Here is a 25,827-nt window from a genome sequence, read left to right as displayed (position 1 = left end):
GTTCGATCCCTCAAATCATTCTGCCGGGAACACGCCTTCGAGGCGGTCCTCAAGCTCGTCATTGGCTTCGCGCAAGGCGGCGAGTGTCGCTTCGTCCGGGGCCCACAGATTGCGGTCGCACGCTTCGAGCAGCCGCCCGGCGACGCGCCCGGCGCTCTTGGGGTTCAGGTCGGACAGGCGGCGCCGCATCTCGGCATCGAGCACGAAGGTCTCGGAAATCTTCTGGTAGACCCACGGGGACACCTGCCCGGTGGTGGCTGACCAGCCGAGCGCGCTGGTGACATGGCCTTCGATCTGGCGCACACCCTCGTAACCGTGTTCGAGCATCCCTTCGAACCACTTGGGGTTCAAAGTGCGGGTGCGCGCTTCCAGGTCGATCTGTTCGGCGAGCGTGCGCACCTTGGTGTGTCCGCGTGTCGCATCGAGGATATAGACCGGGCTTTCGACGCCCTTGGCCCGCGCGACCGAACGGGTCACACCGCCGAGGCCGTCGACATACTGGTCGACGTCGTTGATGCCCAGTTCGATGCTTTCAAGGTTCTGGTAGGTGAAATCGACCGTGCCCAGCGCGCTTTGCAGCAGGGCGCGCTGCTGCACCGGTTTGCCGCTGATGCCGTAGGCAAAGCCCTTGTTGCTTTCGAAGGCATTGGCGAGTTCATCGGGGTCGGCCCAGACCCCGCCGTCGATCATCTGGTTGACGTTGGCGCCGTAGGCTCCTTCCGCATTGGAGAAGACCCGCAGCGCCGCCGTCTCGAAATCGCAGCCCTGGCTGGCCTGATGCGACAGCGTGTGCTTGCGCACGAAATTGGCTTCGCAGGCCTCATCGGCGCAGCTTGCGAGCAGCGCCGCTTCGGCAAGCATCCGGGTCTGCATCGGCAGGAGATCGCGGAAAATGCCCGACAGCGTCACCACCACATCGATCCGCGGGCGGCCGAGTTCCTCCAGCGGGATCAGCTCCGCCCCGCACAGCCGGCCATAGGAATCGCGCCGCGGGCGTGCGCCCATCAAGGTCATCGCCTGCGCGATCTGGACCCCTTCGGACTTCATGTTGTCCGTGCCCCAGAGCACCATCGCGATGCTTTCGGGGAAGGGCTGGCCGCCGTTGACGTGGCGTGCGATCAACTGTTCGGCCTGTTCGCTGCCGATCCGGCATGCATAGGCCGAAGGCAGCAGGAACGGATCGAACCCGTAAATATTGCGCCCCGTGGGCAGCACGTCGGGGTTTGCCACCACATCGCCGCCGGGCGCGGGCGGGACATAGCCTGCATCGAGCGCATGGATCAGCGCGGCCATTTCGTCCGAGGAATCGAGCAGCGCGCCGAGCCCTTCGCGGTCGGGCGTCTCGCCGCCGTGGCTGCCCGATTGCACCATCGCATCGAGCATGTCCTCGCGTTCAGCGCCCGCCGGATTGCGGCCGAACACGTGGAGGCCGTGCGGGATGAGATATTGCTCGATCTCGTAAAGATGGGCGGGCAGATCGCCGATCTCGGTGTAGCGGATGTCGAGCGCGTCGCATTGGTCGGCGATCAGTGCGGCAAGATCGGCGCGTTCTTCGGCATGGTCGGCATCGTCGATCGTGGCGCGCCAGCGTTCGACACTGGCCTTCAGCTCCGACAGGCCCTTGTAAAGCCCGGCTTGCGCGAGCGGCGGGGTGAGATAGCTGATCAGCGTCGCGCCCGACCGACGTTTGGCGAGCATGCCTTCGGACGGGTTGTTGGCGGCATAGAGATAGAAATTGGGGACGTTGCCGATCAGCCGGTCGGGCCAGCAGCGGCCGCTCATCCCCACCTGCTTGCCCGGCATGAATTCAAGCGCGCCATGCGTGCCGAAATGCAGCACCGCGTGCGCGCCGAAATCTTCGCGGATGTAGCGGTAGAACGCGCTGAAGGCGTGGGTCGGTGCGAAGGTGCCTTCGAACAACAGGCGCATCGGATCGCCTTCGTAGCCGAAGCCGGGCTGCACGCCGACGAAGACATTGCCGAAATGCGTGCCCTGAATGAGGATGTGCCCACCGTCCGTCAGCTGCTTGCCCGGCGCGGGGCCCCATGCGGCCTCGATTTCGGCGAGATGCGGCTCGCGCGCGACGTGCTCGTCAGCCGGGACGCGGTGGGCAACATTGGCATCGCTGCCGAAGCGTTCGGCATTGCCCTTGAGCAGGCGCTCGCGCATCGCATCGATGGTTTCGGGGACGTCGACATCGTAACCCTCGGCGGCGAGGCGCTGGAGCGTCGCGTAAAGGCTTTCATGCACGCCCATGAAGGCTGCGGTCCCGGTCGCACCCGAATTGGGGGGGAAGTTGAAGACCACGATCGCAAGCTTGCGCAGCGCCCGGTCTGCGCGGCGCAGCTGGATCAACCGCCGGGTCTTGGCAGCGAGCGCTTCGGCGCGTTCGGGGCAGGCCTGCATCGGGCGCGCCTTGTGCGAAACCGGCGGCGCGCAATTGCGCTCGCACCCGCCGCAACCCTTGCCGGATTGACCGCTGCGCCCGCCAAAGACATGCGGCACCGTCGCCCCGTCAAGTTCGGGAAGCGCAACCATCATCGTCGATTCAAGCGGCAAGAGCCCTTGTGGCCGCTGCGCCCATTCCTCGATCGTCTGGAATTCGATCGCATGCGCGGCAAGATAGGACACGTCGAGATCGCCCAGCATCGTGCGCGCGGCAGGGGCATCGGAATAGGCCGGGCCGCCGACCAGGCTGAAGCCAGTGAGATTGACGATCGCGTCCACGGTCGGGCGGCCATCGGGGCCGATGAAGAATTGTTCGATCGCAGGGCGTGCATCGAGCCCGGCGGCGAACACCGGCACGACCTTCAATCCCGCGGCCTCGAAGGCGGCAATCGCGCCGTCGTAATGCGCGCAGTCGCGGCCCAAAAGATAGGAACGCAGCAGGATCAGCCCGACCGTGCCCTCGCGTCCGGGCGCTGTGGGCAGCAGGCGCAGGCTTTCCGAAATGCGCTGCTGCGTTGCGGGATGGTAGACCCCGGTTTCGGGATATTCGAGCGGCGCGTCGGCCTTGGTGATGCCGCGGCGATACATCCGCTCGCCCGCGGCATAGCGGTCGATCAGCGCGCGCACCATCGCGACCACATTCTCGTCCGAACCCGCCAGCCAGTATTGCAGCGTCAGGAAATAGGCGCGGACATCCTGCGCGGTGCCGGGGATGAAGCGCAGGATCTTGGGCAAGCGGCGCAGCATCTTCATCTGGCCCGCGCCCGAACTCGGCTTGCCGCCCTTGCCTGCATTGCCGCGCAGTTTCTTGAGCAGCGCAAGCGGGCCCTTGGCAGGCGCATCCATGCGATAGCCGCCCATCTTGGTCAGCCGCACGACTTCGCCCGCGCTCATCAGGCAGATCATCGCATCGCAGGTCTCGCGCCGCGCTTCGAGATCGGGCAGAACCATGCGGATATGATCGTCGAGGAACAGCATCGTCGCGATGATGATGTCGGCGCTGGCGATGGCTGACCGAACCGCTGCAAGATCCTCGGCGGTGGAGCCCCATTCGGATGCGGCATGCAGCGAAAGCGCGATGCCTTCGCTCGCCAAGGCTTCCTCGGCCCGGTCGACGGCGCCCTTCAGGTGATTGTCGAGCGTGACGATCACCACCTTGACGGGAGCGCGCGGGTCCAGCGAGGAGGCCGAGGCGACGCTACCGGGCATAATGCGCTTTGGCGTCGTAGAGCGTGTCGAGATCGATCTGGCGGCGGCCTTCGGCAGCGGCGAAGTTCTCGGTGTTGCGGCGGGCCTTGCCGCGCACGAAGAAGGGGATCTTCTTCAACTCGCGTTCGGCCTCGGCTGTCCAGAGCGAACCCGGTTCGGCGGCAAATGCCGGGGCCGGGATATCGGTAACAGGTGCTTGCGATACCGGATCGGTAGCAGGAGCGACCTTGCGCGGGCTGTGCGCGGCATGGTGCGATGCGCCCGCTTCGTCCGAGAATTCGAAATCCTCGCGGAACATGGTGAGGAGGTGTTCCTCCAACCCCATCACCAGCGGATGCACCCAGGTATCGAAGATCACGTTGGCGCCTTCGAACCCCATCTGGGGGCTGTGGCGGGCGGGAAAATCCTGCACGTGCACGGGCGCGCTGATGACCGCGCAGGGGATGCCCAGCCGTTTGGCAATGTGGCGCTCCATCTGTGTGCCCAGCACCAGTTCGGGCGCGGCCGCGGTGATCGCATCTTCGACGGCAAGGTGATCGTCGGTGATCAGCGCCTCGATTCCGCAGCGCGCTGCTTCGGCGCGGACTTCGCGGGCGAATTCGCGCGAATAGCAACCAAGCCCGCAGACTTCGAAGCCCAGTTCCTCGCGCGCGATCCGGGCGGCGGCGACCGCGTGGGTCGAATCGCCGAAAATGAAGACGCGCTTGGAGGTGAGGTAGGTCGAATCGACCGACCGCGACCACCACGGCATCCGGGAAGAGGTGTCGCCGAGGGCAGGCGTGGGATCTGCACCTGCCAGCTCGGCGACGTCGGCGATGAAGGAGCGGGTTGCTCCCACGCCGATAGGGATGGTCCGCACAGCGGGCTGATCGAAAGTCCTTTCGAGCCAGCGGGCGGCCTCATCTGCGATTTCGGGATAGAGGACGATGTTGAAGTCGGCATCGCCGATCCTCGCGATGTCCTCGGGGGTTGCGCCCAGCGGGGCGACGAGATTGATCTCGATGTCCAGCTGGCTGAGAATCTTGCGGATCTCGACCAGATCGTCGCGGTGGCGAAAGCCGAGCGCGCAGGGGCCGAGGATGTTGGCGCGGGCCTTGCGGCCCTCACGCGGCGCGCGCGTTAACGACTTGTCGCCGAGATGGCGGACGATCTGGTAGAAGGTTTCTGCGGCGCCCCAGTTTTCCTTGCGCTGATAGCTCGGCAGCTCGAGCGGGATGACCGGCAGCGGCAAGCCCATCGCTTCGGCAAGGCCCGCCGGATCGTCCTGGATCAGCTCGGCCGTGCAGGACGCACCGACGATGATCGCCTGCGGGTTGAAACGGGTGACGGCCTCGCGCGCGGCATCCTGGAAAATCTGCGCGGTATCCTTGCCCAGATCGCGCGCTTCGAAGGTGGTGTAGGTAACCGGCGGGCGCTTGGCGCGCCGCTCGATCATCGTGAACAGGAGGTCCGCATAGGTATCGCCCTGCGGCGCGTGGAGCACGTAGTGGAGCTTCTCCATCGCTGTCGCAACGCGCATCGCGCCGACATGCGGGGGGCCTTCGTATGTCCAGACCGCCAGCTGCATCGCCTAGATCTCCAGCATGTCGCGGCGCCGCAAGGGGCGGGCGAACAGTTCGGCAAGATCGGCGGCCTGGTCGAAGCCGTGGATCGGCGAGAAGACGAGTTCGATCGCCCACTTGGTCGTGAGCCCTTCGCCTTCAAGCGGGTTGGCAAGCCCGAGCCCGCAGACGGTGATATCGGGCCGGTCCGCGCGCACGCGGTCGAGCTGGCGCTCGACATGCTGGCCTTCGGACAGACGCACCTGCGCGCCGAGGCTTTCGAGCTCGCGAGCGAGATGGGCGCGGTGCAGGTACGGTGTGCCGACCTCGACCAGCACCATGCCCATCTCGTCCTGAAGAAACCGCGCAAGCGGGACTTCGAGCTGGGAATCGGGAAGGAAGGTGATGCGCCTGCCGGCAAGCTGCGGGCGCAGTTTGGACAGGCCGATGCGCGCACGTTCGCGGCCCGGGGCGATGACCTGTTCGGTCAGGGCGGGGTCGATCCCGAAAGCGGACGCTGCGGCGCGCAGCCAGTCCGAGGTGCCTTCGACGCCGAAGGGAAACAGCGCTTCGATACGCGTCGCACCGCGTCCTTCCAGAGCCATCGCGGTTTCGCCTAGGAACGGCTGCGCGAGCAGGTAGCGGGTGTTGGGGCCAACGCGCGGCAGATCGCGGGCATTGCGTGCCGGCAGACAGCCCACGCGGGTGATGCCGAGATCGGCGAACAGTCGCAGGAACTGGTCTTCGACGATGTCGGGGAGGCTGCCAACGATCAGCAGCTCGGCCGGGGCATCGGCGGGCAGCGCGGGCATCACCGGCACGAGCGCGGCAAGGCAGGCGTCTTCGCCTTGCGTGAACGTCGTCTCGATCCCGCTGCCCGAATAGTTGAGGATCCGCACGCGCGGCATATGCACCGCGCCCAACCGCTGCGCGGCCTTGGCCAGATCGAGCTTGATCACTTCAGACGGGCACGATCCGACGAGGAACAGCGTCTTGATGTCGGGGCGGCGTTCGAGGAGGCGGTTGACCACCCGGTCGAGCTCATCCTGCGCATCCACCATGCCGGCCAGATCGCGTTCTTCCATGATCGCGGTGGCAAAGCGCGGCTCGGCAAAGATCATCACGCCGGCTGCCGATTGCAACAAGTGTGCGCAGGTGCGGCTGCCCACCACAAGGAAGAAGGCATCCTGCATCTTGCGGTGCAGCCAGATGATGCCGGTCAACCCGCAGAACACTTCGCGCTGTCCACGTTCGCGCAGGACAGGGCGCGGCGCATCCGCTGCCGGGCGGGCCTGTGCGGCAGCGCAGCCATCGAGAAGGGTCGCTGCGGTCATGCCGACACCGCCTGAAGATCGGCGCTGCCCTGAAGCCGCGCCATGCGCAATTTCCACAGGAACTGGCCCGCATTGACGAGGTAGGCGGCATAACCGGCCAGCGCGACCATCAGGCGCTGTTCGGCCGATCCCAGTCCGGCCAACAACATGACGAGATAGAGGCTGTGCAGCGCGAGCACGAGCATCGAGAACACGTCTTCCCAGAAGAATGCGGGCGCAAACAGCCAGCGGCCGAACACGACCTTCTCCCAGATCGCGCCGGTGATCATGATGGTGTAAAGCACGAGCGTTTTAACGACGATCGATGCGTCGGCTGGAAAGGTGCCTTCGCCGGTCGAAAGCGTGCGCAGCACCAGTGCGAGGCTGACGAGAAAGACCACGAATTGCAGAGGGGCAAGCACGCCCTGAACGATTGTCCAGACCGATGCATCGCGGCGTTGGCGCTCTTCAGCGGTATAAAGTGCGGCGGTTTGGCCGTGCTTTTGGCCCGCCCCTTTCACCGTGGTTCCAGGTTCGACCGGGGATTTATGATCCTTCCGAGTCATTTGATGCGCCTGCCTTTTCTCTCTGACTCGGATACTACGCTTTCCAACATATGTGTCAAATGAATTGGACGTTCCATCCTGTTGACGCATTCGGGTGGGGAGGTAAGTTCGTTTGCGATCACCCTGAAAACGGCGTAGAACAGACTCGATGGCTTGATTGGGATCAGGGCCAAGGCTGCTCCGGGGGGTGGCTGCTGCCTAGTGCGGAAGGATCGTCCGCATGACCTGGGGAGGGTCTGTCCAATGGGAGTGTCCAAGGCATCCGGGATATTCGGCGCAGGATCGGCCGCGTTGCGCGGTGTCATTGCGGCGCCGCTCGAAGCGGTCCGGCGGCGCGCATCGGCGCACAATGATCGCGCTGCCCAGTCGGACCAGATCAACACCGTCATCGAAAGCGAGATCATCCCGCGGCTGCTGATGGCGCATGCCGGTTCGGATATGCACACGCCCGGCAACCGCCAGCGTGACATTTCGCCCGACGAGGTCAGGCGCTTTGCCATGCTGCCGCTTCGCTTGGAGGCGGCAAACCTGCTTGCCGAAGTCGATGGCTTCATCACCAGCGGGGCATCGGTCGAAACAATCTGCCTCGATCTGCTGGCCCCCGCAGCGCGCCGACTTGGCGAGATGTGGGAAGCGGACGAATGCGATTTCCTCGATGTCACTATGGGCCTGTGGCGGCTGCAGGAAGTGATGCGCGAGGTGTCCGCGCGCGCCCCAGTGGACCAGTCCCAGGCCGCGCTGCCGCACAGCGCGCTGTTTTCGCCGATGCCCGGCGACCATCACAATTTCGGCACTCTGATGATCGAGGAAGTCTTCGCCCGCGGCGGATGGCGCAGCGAGGCGCTGATCAAGCCCGAGCGCCGCGAACTGCTCGACCGGCTGGCGCGTCAGCCTTTCGACGTGCTCGGATTGACGCTGTCGCGCGATTGCCCTAGCGCGGCGCTCGGAAATCTCATCAAGGCAGTGCGCAATGTTTCTGCCAATCCGCACATCTTCGTGCTCGTGGGCGGACGAATGATCAACCAGAATCCTGATATTGCAAAAGAAGTCGGAGCAGATGGGACTGCCGCGGACGCGCTTGGCGCGCTCGAATTTGCCAATGCGCTGGTCGGCGCCTCGGCCAGTCGCGCGCTGAACCTCGGTTAACCGCATTCTCATGCTCACCCGCAAACACAGCATCGAAGGCAAGCACCCGTTCGGCAAGGCTGCCGAACTGTTCAACACGCTCGATGCCGATGCCGCGATGAAACTCGCCATGGTCGCGGGCGATGTGACCCTGGTGCTCGACGAGACCGGAACGATCCTCGATGCCGCGTTCGATCCGCGCGAATTTCCCGATTTCGTCGACATCGTGGGAAGCAACTGGATCGAAACCGTCACGATCGAATCGCGCCCCAAGATCATGGAGATGCTGGCTGCGGCGCGGCGCGGGGAAGTGCAGCACTGGCGTCAGGTCAACCATCCTTCGCGCGATGGCGACGTGCCGATCCGCTATGCCGTGCTCAGCGTCAACGGAGGCGAGCATCGCATCGCCTTCGGACGCGATCTGCGCGATGCGGGGCGGCTCCAGCAGCGGCTGTTGCAGGTCCAGCAATCGCTCGAACGCGATTACCTGCGGATGCGCCAGCTCGAAGCGCGCTACCGCATGCTGTTCGAACGCTCGACCGAACCGGTGATGATCGTCGAGGTTGGCACGCTGCGCATCCGCGAGGCGAACCCGGCCGCCCATGCGCTGGTGGGCGCGCGTCCGGCCAGCCTTGCGGGCAAGAAGCTGCTGACATTCATCGACAAAAGCTCGCTCGATGCGATCCAGTCGCTGGTCGGCGCGGCGATGGTTTCGGATACTGTCAGCCCCGGCCGCATCCGCGTTGCCCGCGGCCAGCGCGAAGTGATGGCGAGCGTCACCGGTTTCACGCAGGATCGCGGCCAGTTCCTGCTGCTGCGGCTGGTTCCGGCGACCGATCGCCCGGCAGGCGATTTTTCCCCCGTGCTCGCACTCGTCGACCAGATGCCCGATGGGTTCGTGGTGGCCGACAGCAATCTCGAAATCGTCACCGCCAACGCAGCCTTCGTCGAGATGCTGCAAGCGGCCAGCGTCGATCAGTTGCGCGGGCGCCATCTGTCCGAATCGATCGGCCGTCCGGGGATCGATCTCGATCTTATCGAAGGGCAGATCGACCAGCACGGGGCTGCGCGCAATATCGCCACGGTGCTGCGGGTCGGCCATGACATCGAGGGCGAACCGGTTGAATTGTCGGCGGTTCGCACCTCCGGCGAAGATGGCTATTACGCCTTCGTCGTGCGCCCGGTGGGGCGCCGGATGCGCGATCTTCCGCCCGGTGTGCAGGACATGCCGCGCTCGGTCGAACAGCTGACCGATCTGGTGGGCCGGATGAGCCTCAAGGATATCGTGCGCGAAAGCACCGATCTGATCGAGCGTTTGTGTATCGAAGCGGCGCTCAGCTACACCTCGGACAACCGCGCTTCGGCTGCCGAAATCCTCGGCCTTTCCCGCCAGAGCCTCTATTCCAAACTACACCGTTACGGGCTGGGCAATCTTGCCGGTGATGGCGAGTGACCGCACCGCTGTAGGACAATCGTGCCGAGGTTGGCGGCATGCCCCTGAAGCGGTCCGGAACGGGGCAAGACGGGGTCGAAACCGGTCTGGAGGGGGTCTGAACAGCCTTTAAACAGGCATGATCGGTCCCTGCCAACGCACCTTCGGATCGCGCCTTCCAATCCAACTGTCAATCGCATCGGGCCATGACGGTTTGACACCGCGATAACCTCGATTGGCAAGATCTTGCCCGAAATCATGGTTTGCCGAAAATCGAGTGTCAAAACAATTTGACGCTTTCTCCTGTCAGGCATAGCCTTGACTGATGGAGCGCTCGGTATCTTCGAATCATACGGTGCCCGCTTCGGTCGCACCATCCCGCAATGCTTCGGCGCTGCGCGCGCGCGATGTTCTCGAACTGCTCAAACCGATCACCTGGTTCCCGCCGATGTGGGCCTTCATGTGCGGCGCGGTGTCGTCCGGTGCCGGGCTTGAGGGGCGCTGGTGGTTCGTTGCTGGCGGCGTCATGCTCGCCGGCCCGCTGGTGTGCGGCACCAGTCAGGCGGTGAACGACTGGTTCGACCGGCATGTCGATGCCATCAACGAGCCGCACCGGCCAATCCCCTCGGGACGCATTCCGGGCCGCTGGGGGCTTTATATCGCGATCATCGCGAGCATGATTTCGGCCAGCATCGCGTGGCTGCTCGGACCGGTGGTGTTCGTCGCCGGGCTGGTCGGGCTGGCCTTCGCATGGGCCTATTCCGCGCCGCCGCTGCGCTTCAAGGCGCATGGCTGGCTGGGGCCGCTGGTCTGCGGGCTGACCTATGAAGGGTTGTCGTGGTTCACGGGGGCTGCCGTGATGCTTGGCGCGATGCCTTCGCCGCAGGCGATCGCGGTGCTGGTGCTCTATTCGCTCGGCGCGCACGGGATCATGGTGCTCAACGATTTCAAGGCGGTGGAGGGCGACCGGCAGACCGGGCTGACCTCGCTGCCCGTGGTGCTCGGCGTCGGACGGGCCGCGCGGCTGGCCTGCGTGACGATGGCCGCGGCGCAGGTGGTGGTGATCGGTCTGCTCGCAGCATGGGGGCACGTCTTGTCAGCGGCAATCGTCGCAGCCGTGCTCGCCGCGCAGATTGCCGCGATGCCGCGGCTGCTGCGCGATCCGGCGAAATATGCGCCATGGTACAATGGCGTCGGCGTGACGCTGTATGTGCTCGGCATGCTGGCCGCCGCGCTGGGCCTTGGAGGTCATATCTGATGCACGCGCCGCTTTCCTCGCCATTGGCCGCCAAGGCAGGGTTCGGCTGGCTGGGGATCGTCCGCATCGGTCTGGTGCAGGCGGCGATCGGCGCGCTGGTGATGCTGACCACCGCGGTCTTGAACCGCCTGATGGTGGTCGAATTCTCTCTGGCCGCCGCGATCCCCGCGGGGCTGGTGGCGTGGCATTACGGCGTGCAACTGGGCCGGCCCTTGTGGGGCCATGGTTCCGATCAGGGCGCCGCGCGCGTGCCGTGGATCATCGGCGGGGTGACGGTGCTCGCCGCAGGTGCGTTGTTGGCGACGCAGGCGACCTTGATGATGGGGACACAGTTTCCGCTCGCGCTGGCGCTGGCGGTGTTCGCCTATGCGCTGGTCGGAGTCGGCGTGGGGGCAGGTGGCACATCCGCGCTCGCCCTGCTCGCCAGCGGCGTCGCGCCCGAACGGCGCGCGGCGGCGGCTGCGGTCACGTGGATCATGATGGTCGGCGGCATCGTCGCCTCGGCGATCACCGTGGGCAAGCTCATCATCCCCTTCAGCCCTGCACGCCTGCTCGAAGTCGCGGGCGGCCTTGCCGTGGCCGCGATCGGCGTCACCGTGCTTGCGACCTTCCGGCTCGAACGGCAGGCGGGGCGGTTCCGCGAAACGGCCGCCGACGCGCCGCCCCCCGATTTCCGCGCCGCGCTTGCCGAAATCTGGCACGAGGCGGCTGCGCGGCGGTTCACCGTTTTCATATTCGTCTCGATGATCGCCTTTTCGATGCAGGACCTGATCCTCGAACCCTTCGCCGGGCTGATCTTCGGGATGGCGCCGGGCGAATCGACCGCGACCGTCGGCCAGTTCCATCAGGGCGGCATCCTGATCGGGATGATCGTGGCGGGCGTTGGCGGCAGTGCTTTTTCCGCCGCGCGAGCAGGCGGGCTGCGCCCGTGGGTGGTGGGCGGATGTCTCGCCTCGGGGCTGGGCCTTGGGCTTCTCGGGCTGGCGGCGGTCAACGGGCCGCCCTGGCCGCTTGAAGCGAACCTGTTAGTGCTGGGCTTTGGCAATGGCGTTTTCGCAGTCGCCGCGATCGGCTCGATGATGGGCCTTGCGGGCGCGGGCGCGACCACGCGCGAAGGTGTGCGCATGGGAGTGTGGGGCGCAGCGCAGGCGATCGCCTTTGGCCTTGGCGGATTATTGGGCGCGGTCGGGCTCGACGCGGCGCGCGCGGTCCTCGGCGATGACGGCGCGGCGTTCCAATGGGTGTTCGCAGCCGAGGCCGCGGCATTCGTGCTCGCGGCCTTGCTGGCGGTGAAAGCGACCGGGGCTGCGGCGATCCGCGCCAGTGCCGGTCTTGGGGAGAGGGAGCAGTTCGCATGAACCAGACAATCTACGACGCGGTCGTGATCGGCGGCGGCCCCTCGGGCGCGACTGCGGCGACCGATCTTGCTCTGGCGGGCCATTCGGTGCTGCTGATCGAGCGCGGCGGGCGGATCAAGCCGTGCGGCGGCGCGGTGCCGCCGCGGCTGCTCGCCGATTTCGACATTCCGCAATCGCTGCTGGTCGCCAAGGCGCGCTCGGCCCGGATGATCGCGCCTTCGGGCCGCGCGGTCGACATGCCCGTGGGCGAGATCGGTTATGTCGGGATGGTCGATCGCGAAGAATTCGACGAAGCCCTGCGCGAACGCGCGCGCGATTGCGGCGCGGAACGGCTGACCGCCACCTTCGAAAAGATCGAGCGCGACGATGCGCCGCACCCGCTCGTCACCTTCCGGCGCAGCCGCGGCGGGCCGATCGAGCGTGTGCGTGCGCGCGTGGTGATCGGCGCGGACGGCGCGCGCTCAGCCGTCGCCAAGCAATGCCTGCCCGGCGCGGAACGCATCCCTTGCGTTTTTGCCTATCACGAGATCATCAAGAGCCCGCCGCGCAACACCGACCAGTTCGATGCCTCGCGCTGCGATGTCTATTATCAGGGCCGCCTGTCGCCCGATTTCTACGCTTGGGTCTTCCCGCATGGCGAGACCGCGAGCATCGGGGTGGGCAGCGCGAACAAGGGCTTTTCCCTGCGCGGCGCGATCGCCACGATCCGCGACGATCTCGGCCTTGAACGCTGCGAGACGCTGCGCCGCGAAGGCGCGCCGATCCCGCTGAAACCGCTGAAGCGCTGGGACAACGGCGCGGACGTGATCGTCGCGGGCGATGCGGCGGGCGTGGTCGCGCCGGCTTCGGGCGAGGGAATCTATTACGCGATGGTCGGCGGGCGGATGGTCGGCGAGGCGGCGGCGGCTTTCCTCAAGACCGGCGATGCAAAGCAGCTGCGCACGGCGCGCAAGCGTTTCATGAAGGAGCACGGCAAGGTGTTCTGGGTGCTCGGGATGATGCAGTATTTCTGGTATTCCTCGGACAAGCGCCGCGAACGCTTCGTCACGATGTGCGACGACAAGGACGTGCAGGAACTGACCTGGCAGGCCTACATGCACAAGAAGCTGGTGCGCGCCCGGCCGCTGGCGCACGTCAAGATCTTCCTCAAGGACACCGCGCACCTGCTGGGGCTGCGGCCCGCGCACTGACGGGTGCGGGCGATGGGATTGCCAGGGGACCGACATGCGGCCTAGACCAGCCTTGATGAGGCCGACGATAATCATTCCGGTGATCGTGGCGAGCATTGCCGCGCTATGTGTCGCCGCCTTGGGCGCGACGGTGACCGATCTTGGCCCGTGGTATCAGGCGCTTGCCAAGCCCGCTTGGAACCCGCCCGATGTGGTCTTCCCGATGGGCTGGACGGTGATCTATGCGCTGATCACGGTGGCCGGGATCACCGCCTGGCGCGCCGCGCGCACGTCGGCCGAGGCCGAGTGGGTGATCGCGCTGTTCGCGCTCAACGGGTTTCTCAACATCAGCTGGTCGATCCTGTTCCTCCGCTTCCAGCGCCCCGACTGGGCCTTTGCCGAAGTGATCGTGCTGTGGCTCTCGATCCTTGCGATCATCCTTTATGTCGTCCGCTTTTCCCGCCCGGCGGCAGCGCTGCTGCTGCCCTATCTTGGCTGGGTGAGCTTTGCCGCGGCGCTCAACTGGGCGGTGGTGCAATTGAACGCGCCCTTCGCCTGATGGCCGGCGGGCCGGGCGGGGCAGGGGCTGCGTTCGGGGCGGACGCATGATCGCGCAGCTTTTTGCCAGCGGCCATGCGGCCGACATCGTCCTTGGCGTGCTCCTGCTCGAAGCGGCGTGGCTTGCGCTTGCGCGCGGATGGGGCTGGGGGCGGGTGCTTGGCTTGCTGGGGCCTGCCGCGCTGATCGTGCTTGGTCTGCGCGCGGCGCTGGTGGGCGCTGACTGTTGGTGGATCGCACTCCCGCTGGCCGCGTCCCTGCCGCTCCACCTGATCGACCTGCGCAGCCGGCTGCGCGACCATTAAGACCGCAGGCAGCGTTCCTCGTATCCCTTAAAAAGCAGGACCCGGCCGGACCGTTGCTGGTCCGACCGGGTCCACCCTGTTGCTTTTGCGAAGGGGCCGAAGCGCGCTGTCGCAGCGCCCCGGCCCCCTGCCTGATCAGTTGCCCGCAGAAGCCTGCGCAGCGCCGGTGGGATTGTAGTTGACCGTGTCGGGGGCGTAGTGATGTTCCTGCGCCCACAGATACCAGTTGTCGACCACGGTGCCGGTCAAAAGGATGCCGATCCCGCCCGTCAGCGTCGTCAGCACCGCAAACCACCAGGCCCAGCGGTGGATCGATTCGAAGGTTGCGTTGAACCCCATCACCCAGCGCCAGAACAAGGCGCCGCGCTCCGCCGCGGTCCCGCGGTCGGTGATCTGCTCGATCTCGCGCTCCCCGCCGTAGCGGCCGAGTGCCAGGATCGTCGCCCCGTGCATCGCGAACAGAACCGCCGACCCATAAAGGAAGACGATCGAGAGCGCGTGGAACGGGTTGTAGAACAGGTTGCCGTAAACGAGGCTGAAGTTGTTGGTCCAGTTGAGGTGTTCGAAGATGCCGAACGGCACGGCTTCGGACCACTGGCCCAGCAGCATCGGACGGATGAAGCCCAGCACCAGATAGAGCCAGATCGCGCTCGCAAAGGCCCAGGGAATGTGCATCCCCATGCCCAGCGCCACCGCGCGGCGGTAGGTGCGCACCCACCACAGCAGGATCGAGGCGGTCAGGCTGAAGCCTGCGAGGATCCACCAGCCGCCTTCCTTCAGCGGCACGAAGGGACTGAACCCGTATTCCGGCCCCGGCGGCGCCAGATAGAGCCAGAAGAATTCGCGCATGAAGGTCTGCGGGCTCCATCCGGCCTGCGCCCAGAAGTTGAGCCCGATGATCATGATTGCCAGCGTGCCGAAGGCAAGGCTGAGCGTGCCGGTCCAGCCGAGATAGATGGGGCCGAACTGGGCCTGCCCGATCTTGCCCATCCAGTAGGTGTGTCCGGTATAGGGAATGCGGATGTCTTCTTCGGGTGCCAGCGGGATGCCCATTTCGGGCGGTCCGTGAACCTGCACCTGCGTGAAGATGTTCTGATAAGTCGCCATGGTTCAGGTGCTCCTTACGACCAGATCGGGATCTTCTTCCAGAAATCCCAGAATTCGATCCAGCTGCCGACATACAGAGTGCCGGAAATGACGATGCAGATGGCGCTCCAGAACCCGGCATTGAGCGCCAGGAACAAGCCCACCCGGTGAATGCCGAGCGTGCCGACCGAATAGCCGATGAAGTCACGGAAATAGGTGTCTTCGTATTCGGGCGTCTTGACGTCGGTGCCGCGCGTCGGATTGACCGCCGACAGCACGAGGCCGCCGTGCAGGGCGAGCGCGAGGCAGTTCGTGAAGAAGAACGTGATCGCGAGCATGTGCACGGGGTTGTAGTGGAAGTTGCCGAAGGCATACCCGACGTTCGAGACCCACTCGAGGTGCGTCCAGATCCCGTAGGGGAAGCCGTTGCCCCACGCGCCCATCCACAAGGGACGGATGACGTTGAGGCTGACATAGGCGAACACGGCCACCGCAAAGGCGATCGGCACGTGGTAGCTCATGCCGAGCTTGCGGCTGATTTCGGCCTGTCGCAGCACCCACGAACTGAACGCGATGACCGCGCAGCAGGTGATGATCTGCCAGTATCCGCCCTGCGCCAGCGGCGCGAGGCTGAGGCCGTATTCGACCGGGGGTGGGTTGATCGAGATCAGCCACGGGTTGAGGGTCGGACCCTGGGTTGCGGCAGCGAAGATCAGCATGGTGCCCAGAAGGGCGCTGATCGCCGTCGTCACTCCGAAGAATCCGACATAAAACGGGCCGACCCAGAAGTCGAAAAGGTCGCCGCCGATTAATGTGCCACCGCGGACGCGGTATTTCCGCTCGAAACTAAGGAGCGCCATAGGTCCATCCTCCCCGCCGCAAGGACGGGTTCAATAGGGTTGTTCGACGAGTGTTAGGAGGCAGGCAGGCGAACCTGCCCCCTCACAATTCGCGGCAGTGCTATCCGGCCGCCGGGGCTCCCGGCGCGGTCACGGCAGCGGCCGCAACCGGTGCAGCGCCATCTTCCAACCAGTTGTAGTTGGTGGTGCTGAGCAGGATGAAGTGGATGGCGAACGCCAGCACGGCGAGGCCGACATGCAGCGCCACAAGCGTGCGGCGGATGTCAAAGTAGAACCAAAGTCTCCACATGGTGAATTCCTTCGAATGTATTGGAAACGAGACAGGGTATTCGCGCAAGGCTGCTGGATTACCGGCAGGCCGCGGCGATTATCCGGCCTTCGATCAGAGCGGCAGCCAGGGCTTGTTGGCCCAGACCAGCGCGTGCGCCACGAGCGCGATCACCACGTAAAGGGTGAAGGTGCCCATGAAGCCCTTGTGGATTTCCTGCGCCTCTTCAGGCGTCAGATGAGTTCCGATACGTTCGTTCATCGGGTTTTCTCCGTTCAGTTGGGTGTGATTGAGGGCCGATTGGCCCCCTTCGGCGTCCCCGCGTGATCCCCCACGTGGATTGGAGAGCCCCGTGTGACGGGGCATGGGATGGCGCTGCGGCGGAACGGGTCCGCTGCGGCGACAAAGAGGTGGGAAGGGCGGGCGCGGCCATCATGCCCCTGTCCCTTCGAGCAGTGCCTCGGCAAGGCAGTCTGCGGAAACTGTCGTGGTGCCGCGCCCGCGCGCGGTCCGTTCGGCCGCATCGCGCAAGGCTTTGGCGGCGGAAATGCGGATCAGCACCGGCTGGGCTTCGACCAGCTGATCGAGCCTGGCCTTCGCATCGATGTCCCACGCCAGCTGCGCTTCATTGCGTGCCGGTGTCGCCTCGACCTTGTCCATCTCGGTGCCCAGCGGCAGGATATGGAACAGCGCGTCGAACAGCGAATTGCACACTTCCTGCACCAGATAGGTCGCGCCCGAATAGCCCATGAAGGGCGTGCCGGTGTGGCGGCGGATCGCCGCGCCGGGGAAGCTTGCGGGGATATACATCCCCCGCGCGCCGCATTCGGCCATGTACATGCGCTCATTATAGCTGCCGAACACCACCAGCGGCGGGTTGGCGCGGATCGCGGCGCGTACGTCCTCGTTCACGGGCTTGACCCCCGCGCAGCGCGAGAACGCGAAGCTGCAGGGCAGGCCCATGTCGTCTTCGAGGAAGTGGCGGATGCCGCGCGCATAGGTTTCATTGGCAACGATGCCGAAGCTTGCCGTGCCGAAGAAGTCCTGCGTGACCGAACGCCACAGATCCCACAGCGGCTTGATGGTGGTGTGCTTCTCGCGCTCGATGAAGGGCTCGGGGTCGAGGCCGAGCTCGGCCGCGAGCGCGCGCAGGAACTTGGTGGTCTGGCTGAGGCCGATGGGTGCCTGAAAGTAGGGTCGTTCGAGCGTTTCGCACAGGTTGCGGCCGAACTCGCGGTAAAGGCAGACATTGGCGTCCGCGTTGGCGAGCTTGGCGATGTCGGCAAGGTGCGTGCCCAAGGGGAAGACCACGCCGACTTCCGCGCCGATGCCTTCCACCAGACGCCGGATCTCGGCGAGGTCGGAGGGCATGTTGAACATCCCGTAGCTTGGTCCGATGATGTTGACGACCGGCTTCTCGCCCTCGCGCCGTTCGCGTCGCTGCGGCATCTTCTTGGGGCCGAATTCGGTCCACAGCCAGGTCAGCGCGCGGTCGGCCGACTGCCACTGGTCCTCGTCGATGGTGCGCGGGAGGAAGCGCTTGATGTTGGTGCCCTCGGGCGTAACGCCCCCGCCGATCATCTCGGCGATCGAGCCGGTGACGACTACGGCGGGCAGCTCGGGATCGAGGGTCTTCCACGCGCGCTTCATCGCGCCTTCGGTACCGGTCTTGCCCAGCTCTTCCTCGCCCAGGCCGGTGACGACGATGGGGAGTTCGTGCGGGGGCAGGGCGTCGGTGTAGTGCAGCACGCTGGTGACCGGCAGGTTCTCGCAGCCCACCGGGCCGTCGATGATGACCTGCAAGCCTTTCACCGCAGTGAAGACGTAAGTGGCGCCCCAGTAGCCGCCGGCGCGATCATGGTCGAGGACGAGGCTCATGTGCCGATCGCCTCCGATGCCTTGCGCGCAGCCTCGTTGAGGGCGGCGTATTTCTTGCGGAACTTGGGGCGGTCGACGGGGAGATCTTCCCATACGCCCGCGGCGTGCTCGGTGCCGACGCCTTCGAAGAAATCGCGCATCGCATCGAAGCGCGCCTTGTTGCCCATCGCGGCGTTAATGACCGTGGCGAGGCTGCCCGCTCCTGCCGGGCCCATGAGCGGACGCGCCGAGATCAGGTTGGTGAAATAGAGCGCCGGGATCGCCTTGGCCTTGGCGTGCTGCACGACCGGCGTGGTGCCGATCGCGAGATCGGGGCGGTATTCCTCGACCGCGGCGATGTCCTGTTCAAGGCTGGCGCGGAACTGCACCTGCACCCCGCGCGCTTCGAGCCATTCGCGGTCAGCGTCCGACCACTTCGTGCGCGGGCAGGCCGATCCGACATAGCGCACATCGGCACCGCTTTCGATCAGCAGGCGCGCGACCAGCAGTTCCGAGCCTTCATAGCCCGAAACCGTGATGCGTCCCTTGATCGGCATGTTCGCCAGCGCGCCCTTGCAGGCGGCGATCATCGCATCCTTGACGCCGTCGACTTTGGCTTGAGGCAGGCCCATCACATCGCCCAGCGCTTGCAGCCAGGCCGCGGTGCCCTCGACGCCGACAGGGGCCGAACCGATCACCGGGCGGCCCGCGGCTTCGAATTCGCGGATCGAGGCGGTGTAAAAGGGATGGATCGCGGCGACGACCGCGCAATCCAATGCGGCATAAAGCTCGCGCCATTCGCGGGTCGGCACCACCGGCCCGGCGGCAAGGCCGAGGGGCGCGAGCATCTGGCCAATCACCACGGGGTCCGCCGGGAACATCTCGCCCAGCAATGCCACCGATGGCAGGTCCGAGCGTTCGCGCGGGGCTGCGACCGGCCCGCTCATCACTTCCTCGCGCGCATATTGCAGCATCGCGCCCGCCAGCACGTCCTTGGCTTCCGCATGGGTCGGGATGCCGAAGCCGGGCACGTCGATGCCGATGATCCGCACGCCGTTGATCGCCTTGCCCAGCAAGCGCAGCGGCACGCCGCTCGCGGTCGGGACGCACAGGTTGGTCACCACGATCGCGTCGTAATTTTCCGGATCGGCGAGGCCTTCGACCGCTTCCTTGATGTCCTCGAACAGCTTGCCCGTGACCAGCGTCTCGCTGGAGAAGGGCACATAGCCCACCGTTCGCCGCGCACCGTAGAAGTGCGAGGTGAAGGTCAGGCCGTAAACGCAGCAAGCCGAGCCCGAGAGCACGGTTGCCGTCCGCCGCATGCGCAAACCCACCCGGAGCGACCCGAAGGCTGGACACATCGACTGCGGCTGATCATGCGGGCCGACCGGATAATCGGCCGCATATTGATCGAGAATATCGCTCTTGCCCGCGGCGCGCGCGGCATCGTTCATCGTGTCCTTCGACGCGCAGCCGCCGACATCCACGGGATCGAGCTCGATCCGGTCGGCGGTGCGCCGGGGCGCGTCAAAGGCGTCGGACATGCTCATGCCGCGTCGTAGATCACTTCGAGGCTGGGCCGGGTTTCGAACACGCCGCCGCGCATGTCGGCCTGGGTTGCGGGAACCAGTTCGACATTGCCGCCCGTCACATCGGCGCTGAACAGGCCGAGCAGGCCGTCCTGATCGAGCGGATTGGGCCGCAGCGGCGGAGCGGAGGCGACATTTTCGGCCAGAGTTTCGAACAGGCTGCCCCATTCGCCGCCGGGCATCCCGATGATCTGGTAATTGGCGCTCTTGCGGCGGATGTCTTCGTTCGCCGGGATCGCGGTCAGCACCGGGATGCCCACGGCCTCGGCAAAGGCATGCGCCTCGCCCGTGCCGTCGTCCTTGTTGACGATCATGCCCGCCACGCCGACGTTGCCGCCCATCTTGCGGAAATATTCGACCGCCTGGCACACGTTGTTCGCGACATAGAGCGATTGCAGGTCGTTGCTACCGACAACGATTACCTTCTGGCACATGTCGCGCGCGATCGGCAGGCCGAAGCCGCCGCACACCACGTCGCCGAGGAAGTCGAGCAGCACGTAATCGAAGCCCCAGTCGTGGAAGCCCAGCTTTTCGAGCGTTTCGAACCCGTGGATGATCCCGCGCCCGCCGCAGCCGCGGCCGACTTCGGGGCCGCCGAGCTCCATCGCGAACACGCCGTCACGCTGGAAGCACACATCCTCGATGCGCACTTCCTCGCCCGCCAGCTTCTTGCGGCTGGAGGTTTCGATGATCGAGGGCGTCGCCTTGCCGCCGAACAGGAGCGAAGTGGTGTCGCTCTTAGGATCGCAGCCGATCAGCAGCACGCGCTTGCCCTGCTGGGCCATCATGTAGGACAGGTTGGCGAGCGCGAAGCTCTTGCCGCTGCCGCCCTTGCCGTAGATCGCGATGATCTGCGTCTCGCTCTTCACCTCGCCGGTGTGGACCGGATCGGGGTCGTGGCTTGCCTCGTCGCGAAGGTGGGCCGCCTGGGTATCAAGCACGGACATCAGCATTCGCTCCAATCGAGAACCATCTTCAGGCAATCGGGATCGCTGAAGGCTTGGGGGTAGGCGTCGAGCGCCTCGCCGGCAGGGCGCCGGTTGGTGACGAGACCCTTGAGGTCCAGCCTGCCGCATTCGATCAGCGCGCGCGTTTCGGCGAGGTCGCCGGGCTGCCATTCGGCGGCGACGCGGAAATGCGCCTCGCGCATGAAGGCGGCGGGGAAGGCGAAGCTGACACGCTGCGCGTAGAATCCGGCGAGCACGATCTCGCCCCCTTTGGCGAGCCGCATGACCAGATCGTCGATCAGGTTCGCATCGCCGCTGGCATCATAGATCGCGTGATAATCGCGGCGCTCGTCGGCAGCGGGGTCGATGACATTGTATCCGGCCGCGCCGGTGCGGCGGGCGGGGTCGATCTCCCACACGGTCGGCGCCGCGCCGCCCATCGCCAGCGTCAACCGGGCAAGCAGGCGGCCCAGCACGCCGTGGCCGACGATCAGATCGGGCAGCGCCTCGCGGCGGGCGAAGCCGCCTTTGATCGCGTGAAGTGCCGTCGCCGCAAGCGCGCACAGCACCCCGGCCTCGCCGAGATGCTCAGGGATCGGCATGGCCCGCGCCGACGGCACTATCACGCGGCGCGCGGTGCCGCCGAACAACCCGCGCGCATCGGTGTAGCAATCGGCGCCCGGGACAAACACCCAGTCGCCGATCCGGGCACGCGCTTGTGGCCCGGCATCGATGATGCGGCCGACCGATTCGTAACCCGGGACAAGCGGATAGCCGAGGCCCGGGAAAGGCGGCATGCGGCCGGTGAAGAGCAGTTTTTCGGTGCCGGTGCTGATCCCGCTCCACGCGATTTCGACCAGCACGTCGGAGGCCTGCGCCGCCTTCAACTCGAGCGACCGCAGAGCAAGACGCTCCGGTGCTTCGAGTATGACGGCCAGCGTGTGCATTTCCCCGGTCTCCTGTGCTGCGGATCGGCCGGTGCGAACACCGAGTCGAAAATCCTACAGCTGCGTGCTCCCGACTGTGTGCTACGACTTACATAGGATACTGTCAAATAACTTGGACAATTTATGCTCAGGCGGCGGCGATGATGAGACTGGCGTTAACCGCCTGGGCGGTGGGCAAGAATCGCGCCGAGGCAAAGCCTGCCGCGCGGCACATCGCGATGATCTCGCCCGGGCTGCGCGGTCGGCCCGAACCCATTGCCCACAGATACAGCCCGAAGAAGGCTTCCCCCATCGCTTCGGCGCCGGGAATGCGCGCCATCGGCTCGGCGATCAGCAGCCGGGCTCCGGGGGCAAGGCTCTTGCGGATATTCGCCAGCAGCGCCTGTGCGGGGCCATCGTCGTGATCGTGAAGGATGCGGATCAGCGACACCATGTCATAGCCTGATGGAATGAAATCGCTGAAGAAATTGCCCGGATGGGCGGTGATGCGGTGGGCCCCCAGCGCGTCGCCCAGGGCCGCGGCGCCGGCTGCGGCAACTTCGGGCAGGTCGAACAGGCCGAGCCTCAGATGCGGCCAGGCGCTGCCGATATGGCGCAGAAACGCGCCATGCCCGCCGCCGACATCGAGCAGGCTGCGCGTGCCGCGAAAGTCGACCGTGGCGAGCACCTCGTCGGCGACGAAATGCTGCGAGGCGGCCATGAGCGCGGAATATTCCGCCGTGTCCGCGCCGCGCTCGCTCGCCCCGTGGAGCGCGCCGGCATAGGTCCAGAAGCGCGACAGATCGGTCGGCTGCTTGCGATCGGCGCGCAGCAGGGCGACCGGATCGGCCAGATCGGCATAGAGCAGGCGGTGGTGACGCACCATCGCCTGAACACCGGGATTGGTAGCAAAAACAGCGCCTTGTTCGCCAAGCGTCCAGTGATCGGGCGCGGGCTCCTCCGACAGCATCAGCGGGCGCCCGGCGCGCAGCAGCGTCAACGCCGCCTCTTGCGACAGCCCGATCCGGTGCGCGACCGCGGCGGCATTGCAGGGGCCTTGCCGCAAGACATCGAACAATCCGGTTTCGACATAGGCGCGCAGGATCTGCGAATAGGTGAAACCGGCAAGCAGATCGAACGCGCCTTTCGCGCGGCGCGTCGCGATCCAGCGGATCAGCGGCAGGCGTGCGGCCCAATGCTGGAACCGTGCGCTCGAGAACACCGCGTTGCGGCGCTGCACATAAGCCAGCCGCAAGGCCGCCAGCCGGTTCAAAACTGATCCACTTTACACTGCATATGTCTAATTGATTGGACAGATGCCCGCGTAAGGTCAATGATATTCGCGAGGGGTATGCGAAGGGAGCAGGCGGGCGGAATGACTGCGCGAGTCGCCGTGATCGGGGCAGGAATTGGCGGGCTGACCAGCGCCGCGCTGCTTGCCGCGCGCGGGGCGGATGTCACGGTTTTCGAAAAGGAAGCATGGGTCGGCGGCAAGGCGCGCCGGGTCGAAGTGGACGGGGTCGAAATCGACGGCGGCCCGACGGTGTTTACCTATCGCGGGGTGTTCGACGATGTGTTCGCCGCCTGCGGTGCGCGGCTCGACGATCATGTCACCGTGCGCAAGGCCGATGTGCTCGCGCGCCACTGGTGGGATGCGGCGAGCGGCCCGCTCGACCTGTTTGCCGATCACGCGGCGAGCGTTCGGTCCTTTGCCGCTTTCGGCGGGTCTGATGCCGCGCGCGGATACAGCGATTTCGCCGCCGAGGCGCAGCGGATTTTCGATATGCTCGAAAACCCCTTCCTCCACGGTGACAAGGCGCGCACGCCGCTGCCGATGATGCGGCGGATGGGGCTGGCACGCTTGCCCGAGATGCTGGCGATGCGGCCCTTCGACCGCCTGTGGCCCGCGCTGGGCGAACATTTCAAAGACCCGCGCCTGCAACAATTGTTCGGGCGTTATGCCACCTATTGCGGATCATCGCCGTTCAAGGCGCCCGCCACGCTGATGCTGATCGCGCATCTCGAAGCGCGCGGCGTGTGGCTGATCGAAGGGGGCATCCATGCGCTTGCAAAGGCATTGGCCGGACTTGCGATCCGGCAGGGCGCACGCGTGCGCACGGGCGCGGCGGTGGCCGAAATCCTCACCGACAAGGGCCGCACCAGCGGGGTGAGGCTGGCGAGCGGCGAAGTGATCGCGGCCGACACGGTGATCTGCAACGGCGATCCGTCGGCACTTGCAACCGGATGGTTCGGCGCCGCCGCGCAGGCCGCGGTGCCCCCGATCCCGCGCGCCAGGCGCTCGCTGTCGGCGCTGGTCTGGTATGCCCATGCCGAGACCGCCGGCGCGGCGTTGTCGCATCACAACGTCTTCTTCTCGCGCGATTACGCTGCCGAGTTCCGCGACATCGCCCAAGGCCGCACCCCGGCAGAACCCACGGTCTATGTCTGCGCGATCGACCGCGCCGCAACGCGCGATGCGCCTGTGCCAACGGGCCGCGAGCGGCTCCAGATCATCGTCAACGCGCCCGCCGACGGGGACGTTCACGCCTATACCGCCGAGGAGAAAGAGCGATGCACGAACGCCATGATGGCCACGCTGGCCCGCTGCGGTCTGAGGCTGCCAGCGGATTTCGCGCACCAGCTCATGACCCCGCAGGATTGGGAGCGCCTCTTCCCGGCCACGGGCGGCGCCCTTTATGGGCGCGCGTCGCACGGCTGGGCGGCCTCCTTCCAGCGCCAGGGGCCGCGCACCCGGTTGCCCGGCCTCTACTGCACGGGCGGGGCGACCCATCCGGCAGCCGGCGTCCCGATGGCTGCCTTGTCCGGGCAGCTGGCCGCGCGGGCGATCGCAAAGGACCGCGCTTCGACGAAGCGATCCCCGCAGGCGGATATTCGTGGTGGTATGTCGATGCCATCAGCGACGACGGGCAGCACGCGCTGACGATCATCGCCTTTCTGGGCAGCGTCTTTTCCCCCTATTACAAGAAAAGCGGTCGCGGCCAGCCGCTCGACCATGCCTGCCTCAACGTGGCGCTGTATGGCCCGCAGCACCGCTGGGTGATGACCGAGCGGGGGCAGGGCGCAGTCAGCCGCGATGCCGCAACACTTGCGATCGGGCCAAGCAGCGTGCGCTGGGAGGACGGCGCGCTCACCATCGACATCGTCGAAGGCGACACGCGCCTGTTCGTCCCGTGGCAGCGCAAGGTGACGGGGCGGGTGCGGGTTTATCCCGAAATGCTCAACACCGCGGCCTTTGCGCTCGACCCGGCGGAAAACCACATCTGGCATTGCCTTGCGCCCTGCGCGCGGATCGAGGTCGAGATGACTGCGCCGGCCAGCCGCTGGCGCGGCAAGGCCTATCTCGATCACAACCGCGGGGCCGAGCCGCTGGAGACGGGTTTCAACACCTGGCACTGGTCGCGCGCGCATCTCAAGGAAGGCGCGCTGGTCTGTTACGAAGGCGAGCGCGGCGACGGCTCGCTGTTTGCCAGCGCGCTCCGGTTCGACCGCCACGGTGTGCCCGAACCGGTCGATCTGCCGCCGATCGCCGCGCTGCCATCCAGCGGCTGGCGCATCAACCGCCGCACGCGCAGCGATATCGGCGTCGCCGAGGTGCGCCGGACATGGGAGGACACGCCCTTCTATGCGCGCTCCGAACTCGCCTCGCGCTTCATGGGCGAAGAGGTCGTCGCGGTGCAGGAAAGCCTCGACATGCGGCGTTTCTCCTCCCCGCTCGTGCAATTCATGCTGCCCTACCGGATGCCGCGCCGGCCGCGCTAGGTCGGAGCGCGTCGCCCCCGCGCCACTCTGCATAAGTGCCGCACCGACCGCGTGCCAGATGCGGCGTCGTTCAGAAAACTGACCGCATTCCTGTGTGTTGGAGACACATGAGACACTGTCCAGAAACAGAAAACCGGCCACGCCTTGCGCCCTGAAAACGCCCGCCAAGGCATCGCCGCGACAGGCGCAAGGCAGGAACGGGCGGGATGGCAATTCCGGGGTCATCGGGCGA

22 protein-coding genes are annotated in these 25,827 nt (G+C 66.0%); 9 read left to right on the top strand and 13 right to left on the bottom strand.

Annotated elements, in window-relative coordinates; translation table 11 throughout:
* Positions 1–15: 15 nt before the first annotated feature.
* The 4 genes from A9D12_RS01370 to bchF are packed head-to-tail and all read right to left on the bottom strand — an operon-like array spanning position 16 to position 7,077.
* Entirely contained in the window at positions 16–3,657 is a 3,642-nt protein-coding gene (locus tag A9D12_RS01370; RefSeq protein WP_068349014.1) for a magnesium chelatase subunit H, read from the bottom strand.
* Positions 3,647–5,224, bottom strand: coding sequence for a ferredoxin:protochlorophyllide reductase (ATP-dependent) subunit B (bchB, locus tag A9D12_RS01365; protein ID WP_068349011.1), 1,578 nt, complete (start codon positions 5,222–5,224; stop codon positions 3,647–3,649). The genes A9D12_RS01370 and bchB overlap by 11 nt, the downstream gene beginning before the upstream one ends.
* A 3-nt stretch (positions 5,225–5,227) precedes the next feature.
* Positions 5,228–6,532 (bottom strand): ferredoxin:protochlorophyllide reductase (ATP-dependent) subunit N, encoded by a 1,305-nt coding sequence (locus tag A9D12_RS01360; RefSeq protein WP_068349008.1) that lies wholly within the window; start codon positions 6,530–6,532, stop codon positions 5,228–5,230.
* On the bottom strand, positions 6,529–7,077 hold the full coding sequence (gene bchF, locus A9D12_RS01355) for a 2-vinyl bacteriochlorophyllide hydratase (protein ID WP_082925321.1): 549 nt from the start codon (positions 7,075–7,077) through the stop codon (positions 6,529–6,531). Before bchF ends, A9D12_RS01360 begins: the two co-directional genes overlap by 4 nt.
* 243 nt (positions 7,078–7,320) lie before the next feature.
* On the opposite strand from bchF, the gene A9D12_RS01350 reads away from it, so the two are divergent.
* The 7 genes from A9D12_RS01350 to A9D12_RS01320 all read left to right on the top strand — a co-directional run bounded on the left by A9D12_RS01350 (position 7,321) and on the right by A9D12_RS01320 (position 14,282).
* The gene (locus A9D12_RS01350) at positions 7,321–8,223 is read left to right on the top strand and encodes a cobalamin B12-binding domain-containing protein (protein WP_068349002.1); all 903 of its coding nucleotides are present in this window, start codon (positions 7,321–7,323) and stop codon (positions 8,221–8,223) included.
* 10 nt (positions 8,224–8,233) lie between these two features.
* Positions 8,234–9,655, top strand: a complete 1,422-nt coding sequence (ppsR, locus tag A9D12_RS01345; RefSeq protein ID WP_068349000.1) for a transcriptional regulator PpsR — start codon at positions 8,234–8,236, stop codon at positions 9,653–9,655.
* 334 nt (positions 9,656–9,989) lie between these two features.
* A complete protein-coding gene (chlG, locus tag A9D12_RS01340; protein ID WP_156522758.1) occupies positions 9,990–10,892 on the top strand; it encodes a chlorophyll synthase ChlG in 903 nt (300 codons plus the stop codon).
* Positions 10,892–12,250 (top strand): BCD family MFS transporter, encoded by a 1,359-nt coding sequence (locus tag A9D12_RS01335; RefSeq protein ID WP_068348993.1) that lies wholly within the window; start codon positions 10,892–10,894, stop codon positions 12,248–12,250. The genes chlG and A9D12_RS01335 overlap by 1 nt, the downstream gene beginning before the upstream one ends.
* A complete protein-coding gene (locus A9D12_RS01330; protein ID WP_068348990.1) occupies positions 12,247–13,440 on the top strand; it encodes a geranylgeranyl diphosphate reductase in 1,194 nt (397 codons plus the stop codon). The genes A9D12_RS01335 and A9D12_RS01330 overlap by 4 nt, the downstream gene beginning before the upstream one ends.
* 55 nt (positions 13,441–13,495) lie before the next feature.
* Positions 13,496–13,978, top strand: a complete 483-nt coding sequence (locus tag A9D12_RS01325) for a TspO/MBR family protein (protein WP_197489847.1) — start codon at positions 13,496–13,498, stop codon at positions 13,976–13,978.
* A 46-nt stretch (positions 13,979–14,024) separates the two neighbouring features.
* Positions 14,025–14,282: a hypothetical protein gene (locus A9D12_RS01320; protein ID WP_082925320.1), complete on the top strand. Its 258-nt coding sequence runs from the start codon at positions 14,025–14,027 to the stop codon at positions 14,280–14,282.
* A gap of 135 nt (positions 14,283–14,417) precedes the next feature.
* On the opposite strand, the gene pufM is transcribed toward A9D12_RS01320, so the two are convergent.
* From pufM to A9D12_RS01280, 9 genes are all read right to left on the bottom strand, one after another.
* Positions 14,418–15,389 carry a photosynthetic reaction center subunit M gene (gene pufM / locus A9D12_RS01315; protein WP_068348986.1) on the bottom strand — a complete coding sequence of 324 codons (972 nt, stop codon included), beginning with the start codon at positions 15,387–15,389 and terminating at the stop codon, positions 14,418–14,420.
* Positions 15,390–15,403: 14 nt separating this feature from the next.
* Positions 15,404–16,228 (bottom strand): photosynthetic reaction center subunit L, encoded by an 825-nt coding sequence (pufL, locus tag A9D12_RS01310; protein WP_068348983.1) that lies wholly within the window; start codon positions 16,226–16,228, stop codon positions 15,404–15,406.
* 100 nt (positions 16,229–16,328) lie between these two features.
* On the bottom strand, positions 16,329–16,517 hold the full coding sequence (pufA, locus tag A9D12_RS01305) for a light-harvesting antenna LH1, alpha subunit (RefSeq protein WP_068348981.1): 189 nt from the start codon (positions 16,515–16,517) through the stop codon (positions 16,329–16,331).
* 93 nt (positions 16,518–16,610) lie between these two features.
* Positions 16,611–16,757, bottom strand: coding sequence for a light-harvesting antenna LH1, beta subunit (gene pufB, locus A9D12_RS14380; RefSeq protein ID WP_082925319.1), 147 nt, complete (start codon positions 16,755–16,757; stop codon positions 16,611–16,613).
* A gap of 171 nt (positions 16,758–16,928) precedes the next feature.
* Positions 16,929–18,374 carry a chlorophyllide a reductase subunit Z gene (gene bchZ / locus A9D12_RS01300; RefSeq protein ID WP_068348978.1) on the bottom strand — a complete coding sequence of 482 codons (1,446 nt, stop codon included), beginning with the start codon at positions 18,372–18,374 and terminating at the stop codon, positions 16,929–16,931.
* Positions 18,371–19,903 carry a chlorophyllide a reductase subunit Y gene (bchY, locus tag A9D12_RS01295; protein WP_068348975.1) on the bottom strand — a complete coding sequence of 511 codons (1,533 nt, stop codon included), beginning with the start codon at positions 19,901–19,903 and terminating at the stop codon, positions 18,371–18,373. The genes bchZ and bchY overlap by 4 nt, the downstream gene beginning before the upstream one ends.
* Complete coding sequence (locus A9D12_RS01290; RefSeq protein WP_418251569.1) at positions 19,900–20,895, bottom strand: chlorophyllide a reductase iron protein subunit X; 996 nt, start codon at positions 20,893–20,895, stop codon at positions 19,900–19,902. Before A9D12_RS01290 ends, bchY begins: the two co-directional genes overlap by 4 nt.
* Positions 20,889–21,836, bottom strand: a complete 948-nt coding sequence (bchC, locus tag A9D12_RS01285; protein WP_068348972.1) for a chlorophyll synthesis pathway protein BchC — start codon at positions 21,834–21,836, stop codon at positions 20,889–20,891. The genes A9D12_RS01290 and bchC overlap by 7 nt, the downstream gene beginning before the upstream one ends.
* Before the next feature lie 127 nt (positions 21,837–21,963).
* Positions 21,964–23,088 carry a methyltransferase gene (locus A9D12_RS01280; protein ID WP_068348969.1) on the bottom strand — a complete coding sequence of 375 codons (1,125 nt, stop codon included), beginning with the start codon at positions 23,086–23,088 and terminating at the stop codon, positions 21,964–21,966.
* 102 nt (positions 23,089–23,190) lie between these two features.
* Between A9D12_RS01280 and crtD the strand changes: the two genes are divergently transcribed.
* Together crtD and A9D12_RS01270 are read left to right on the top strand one after the other, a co-directional pair.
* Positions 23,191–24,756, top strand: a complete 1,566-nt coding sequence (crtD, locus tag A9D12_RS01275) for a 1-hydroxycarotenoid 3,4-desaturase CrtD (protein WP_068348966.1) — start codon at positions 23,191–23,193, stop codon at positions 24,754–24,756.
* An 86-nt stretch (positions 24,757–24,842) separates the two neighbouring features.
* Entirely contained in the window at positions 24,843–25,595 is a 753-nt protein-coding gene (locus A9D12_RS01270) for a hydroxyneurosporene dehydrogenase (RefSeq protein WP_068348963.1), read from the top strand.
* Positions 25,596–25,827: the final 232 nt, after the last annotated feature.

This window comes from Erythrobacter neustonensis, from assembly GCF_001663175.1.
Classification (GTDB): Bacteria; Pseudomonadota; Alphaproteobacteria; order Sphingomonadales; family Sphingomonadaceae; genus Erythrobacter; species Erythrobacter neustonensis.
Note: the sequence above shows the minus strand (reverse complement) of the source record. Positions and strands in the feature narration are given on the sequence as shown.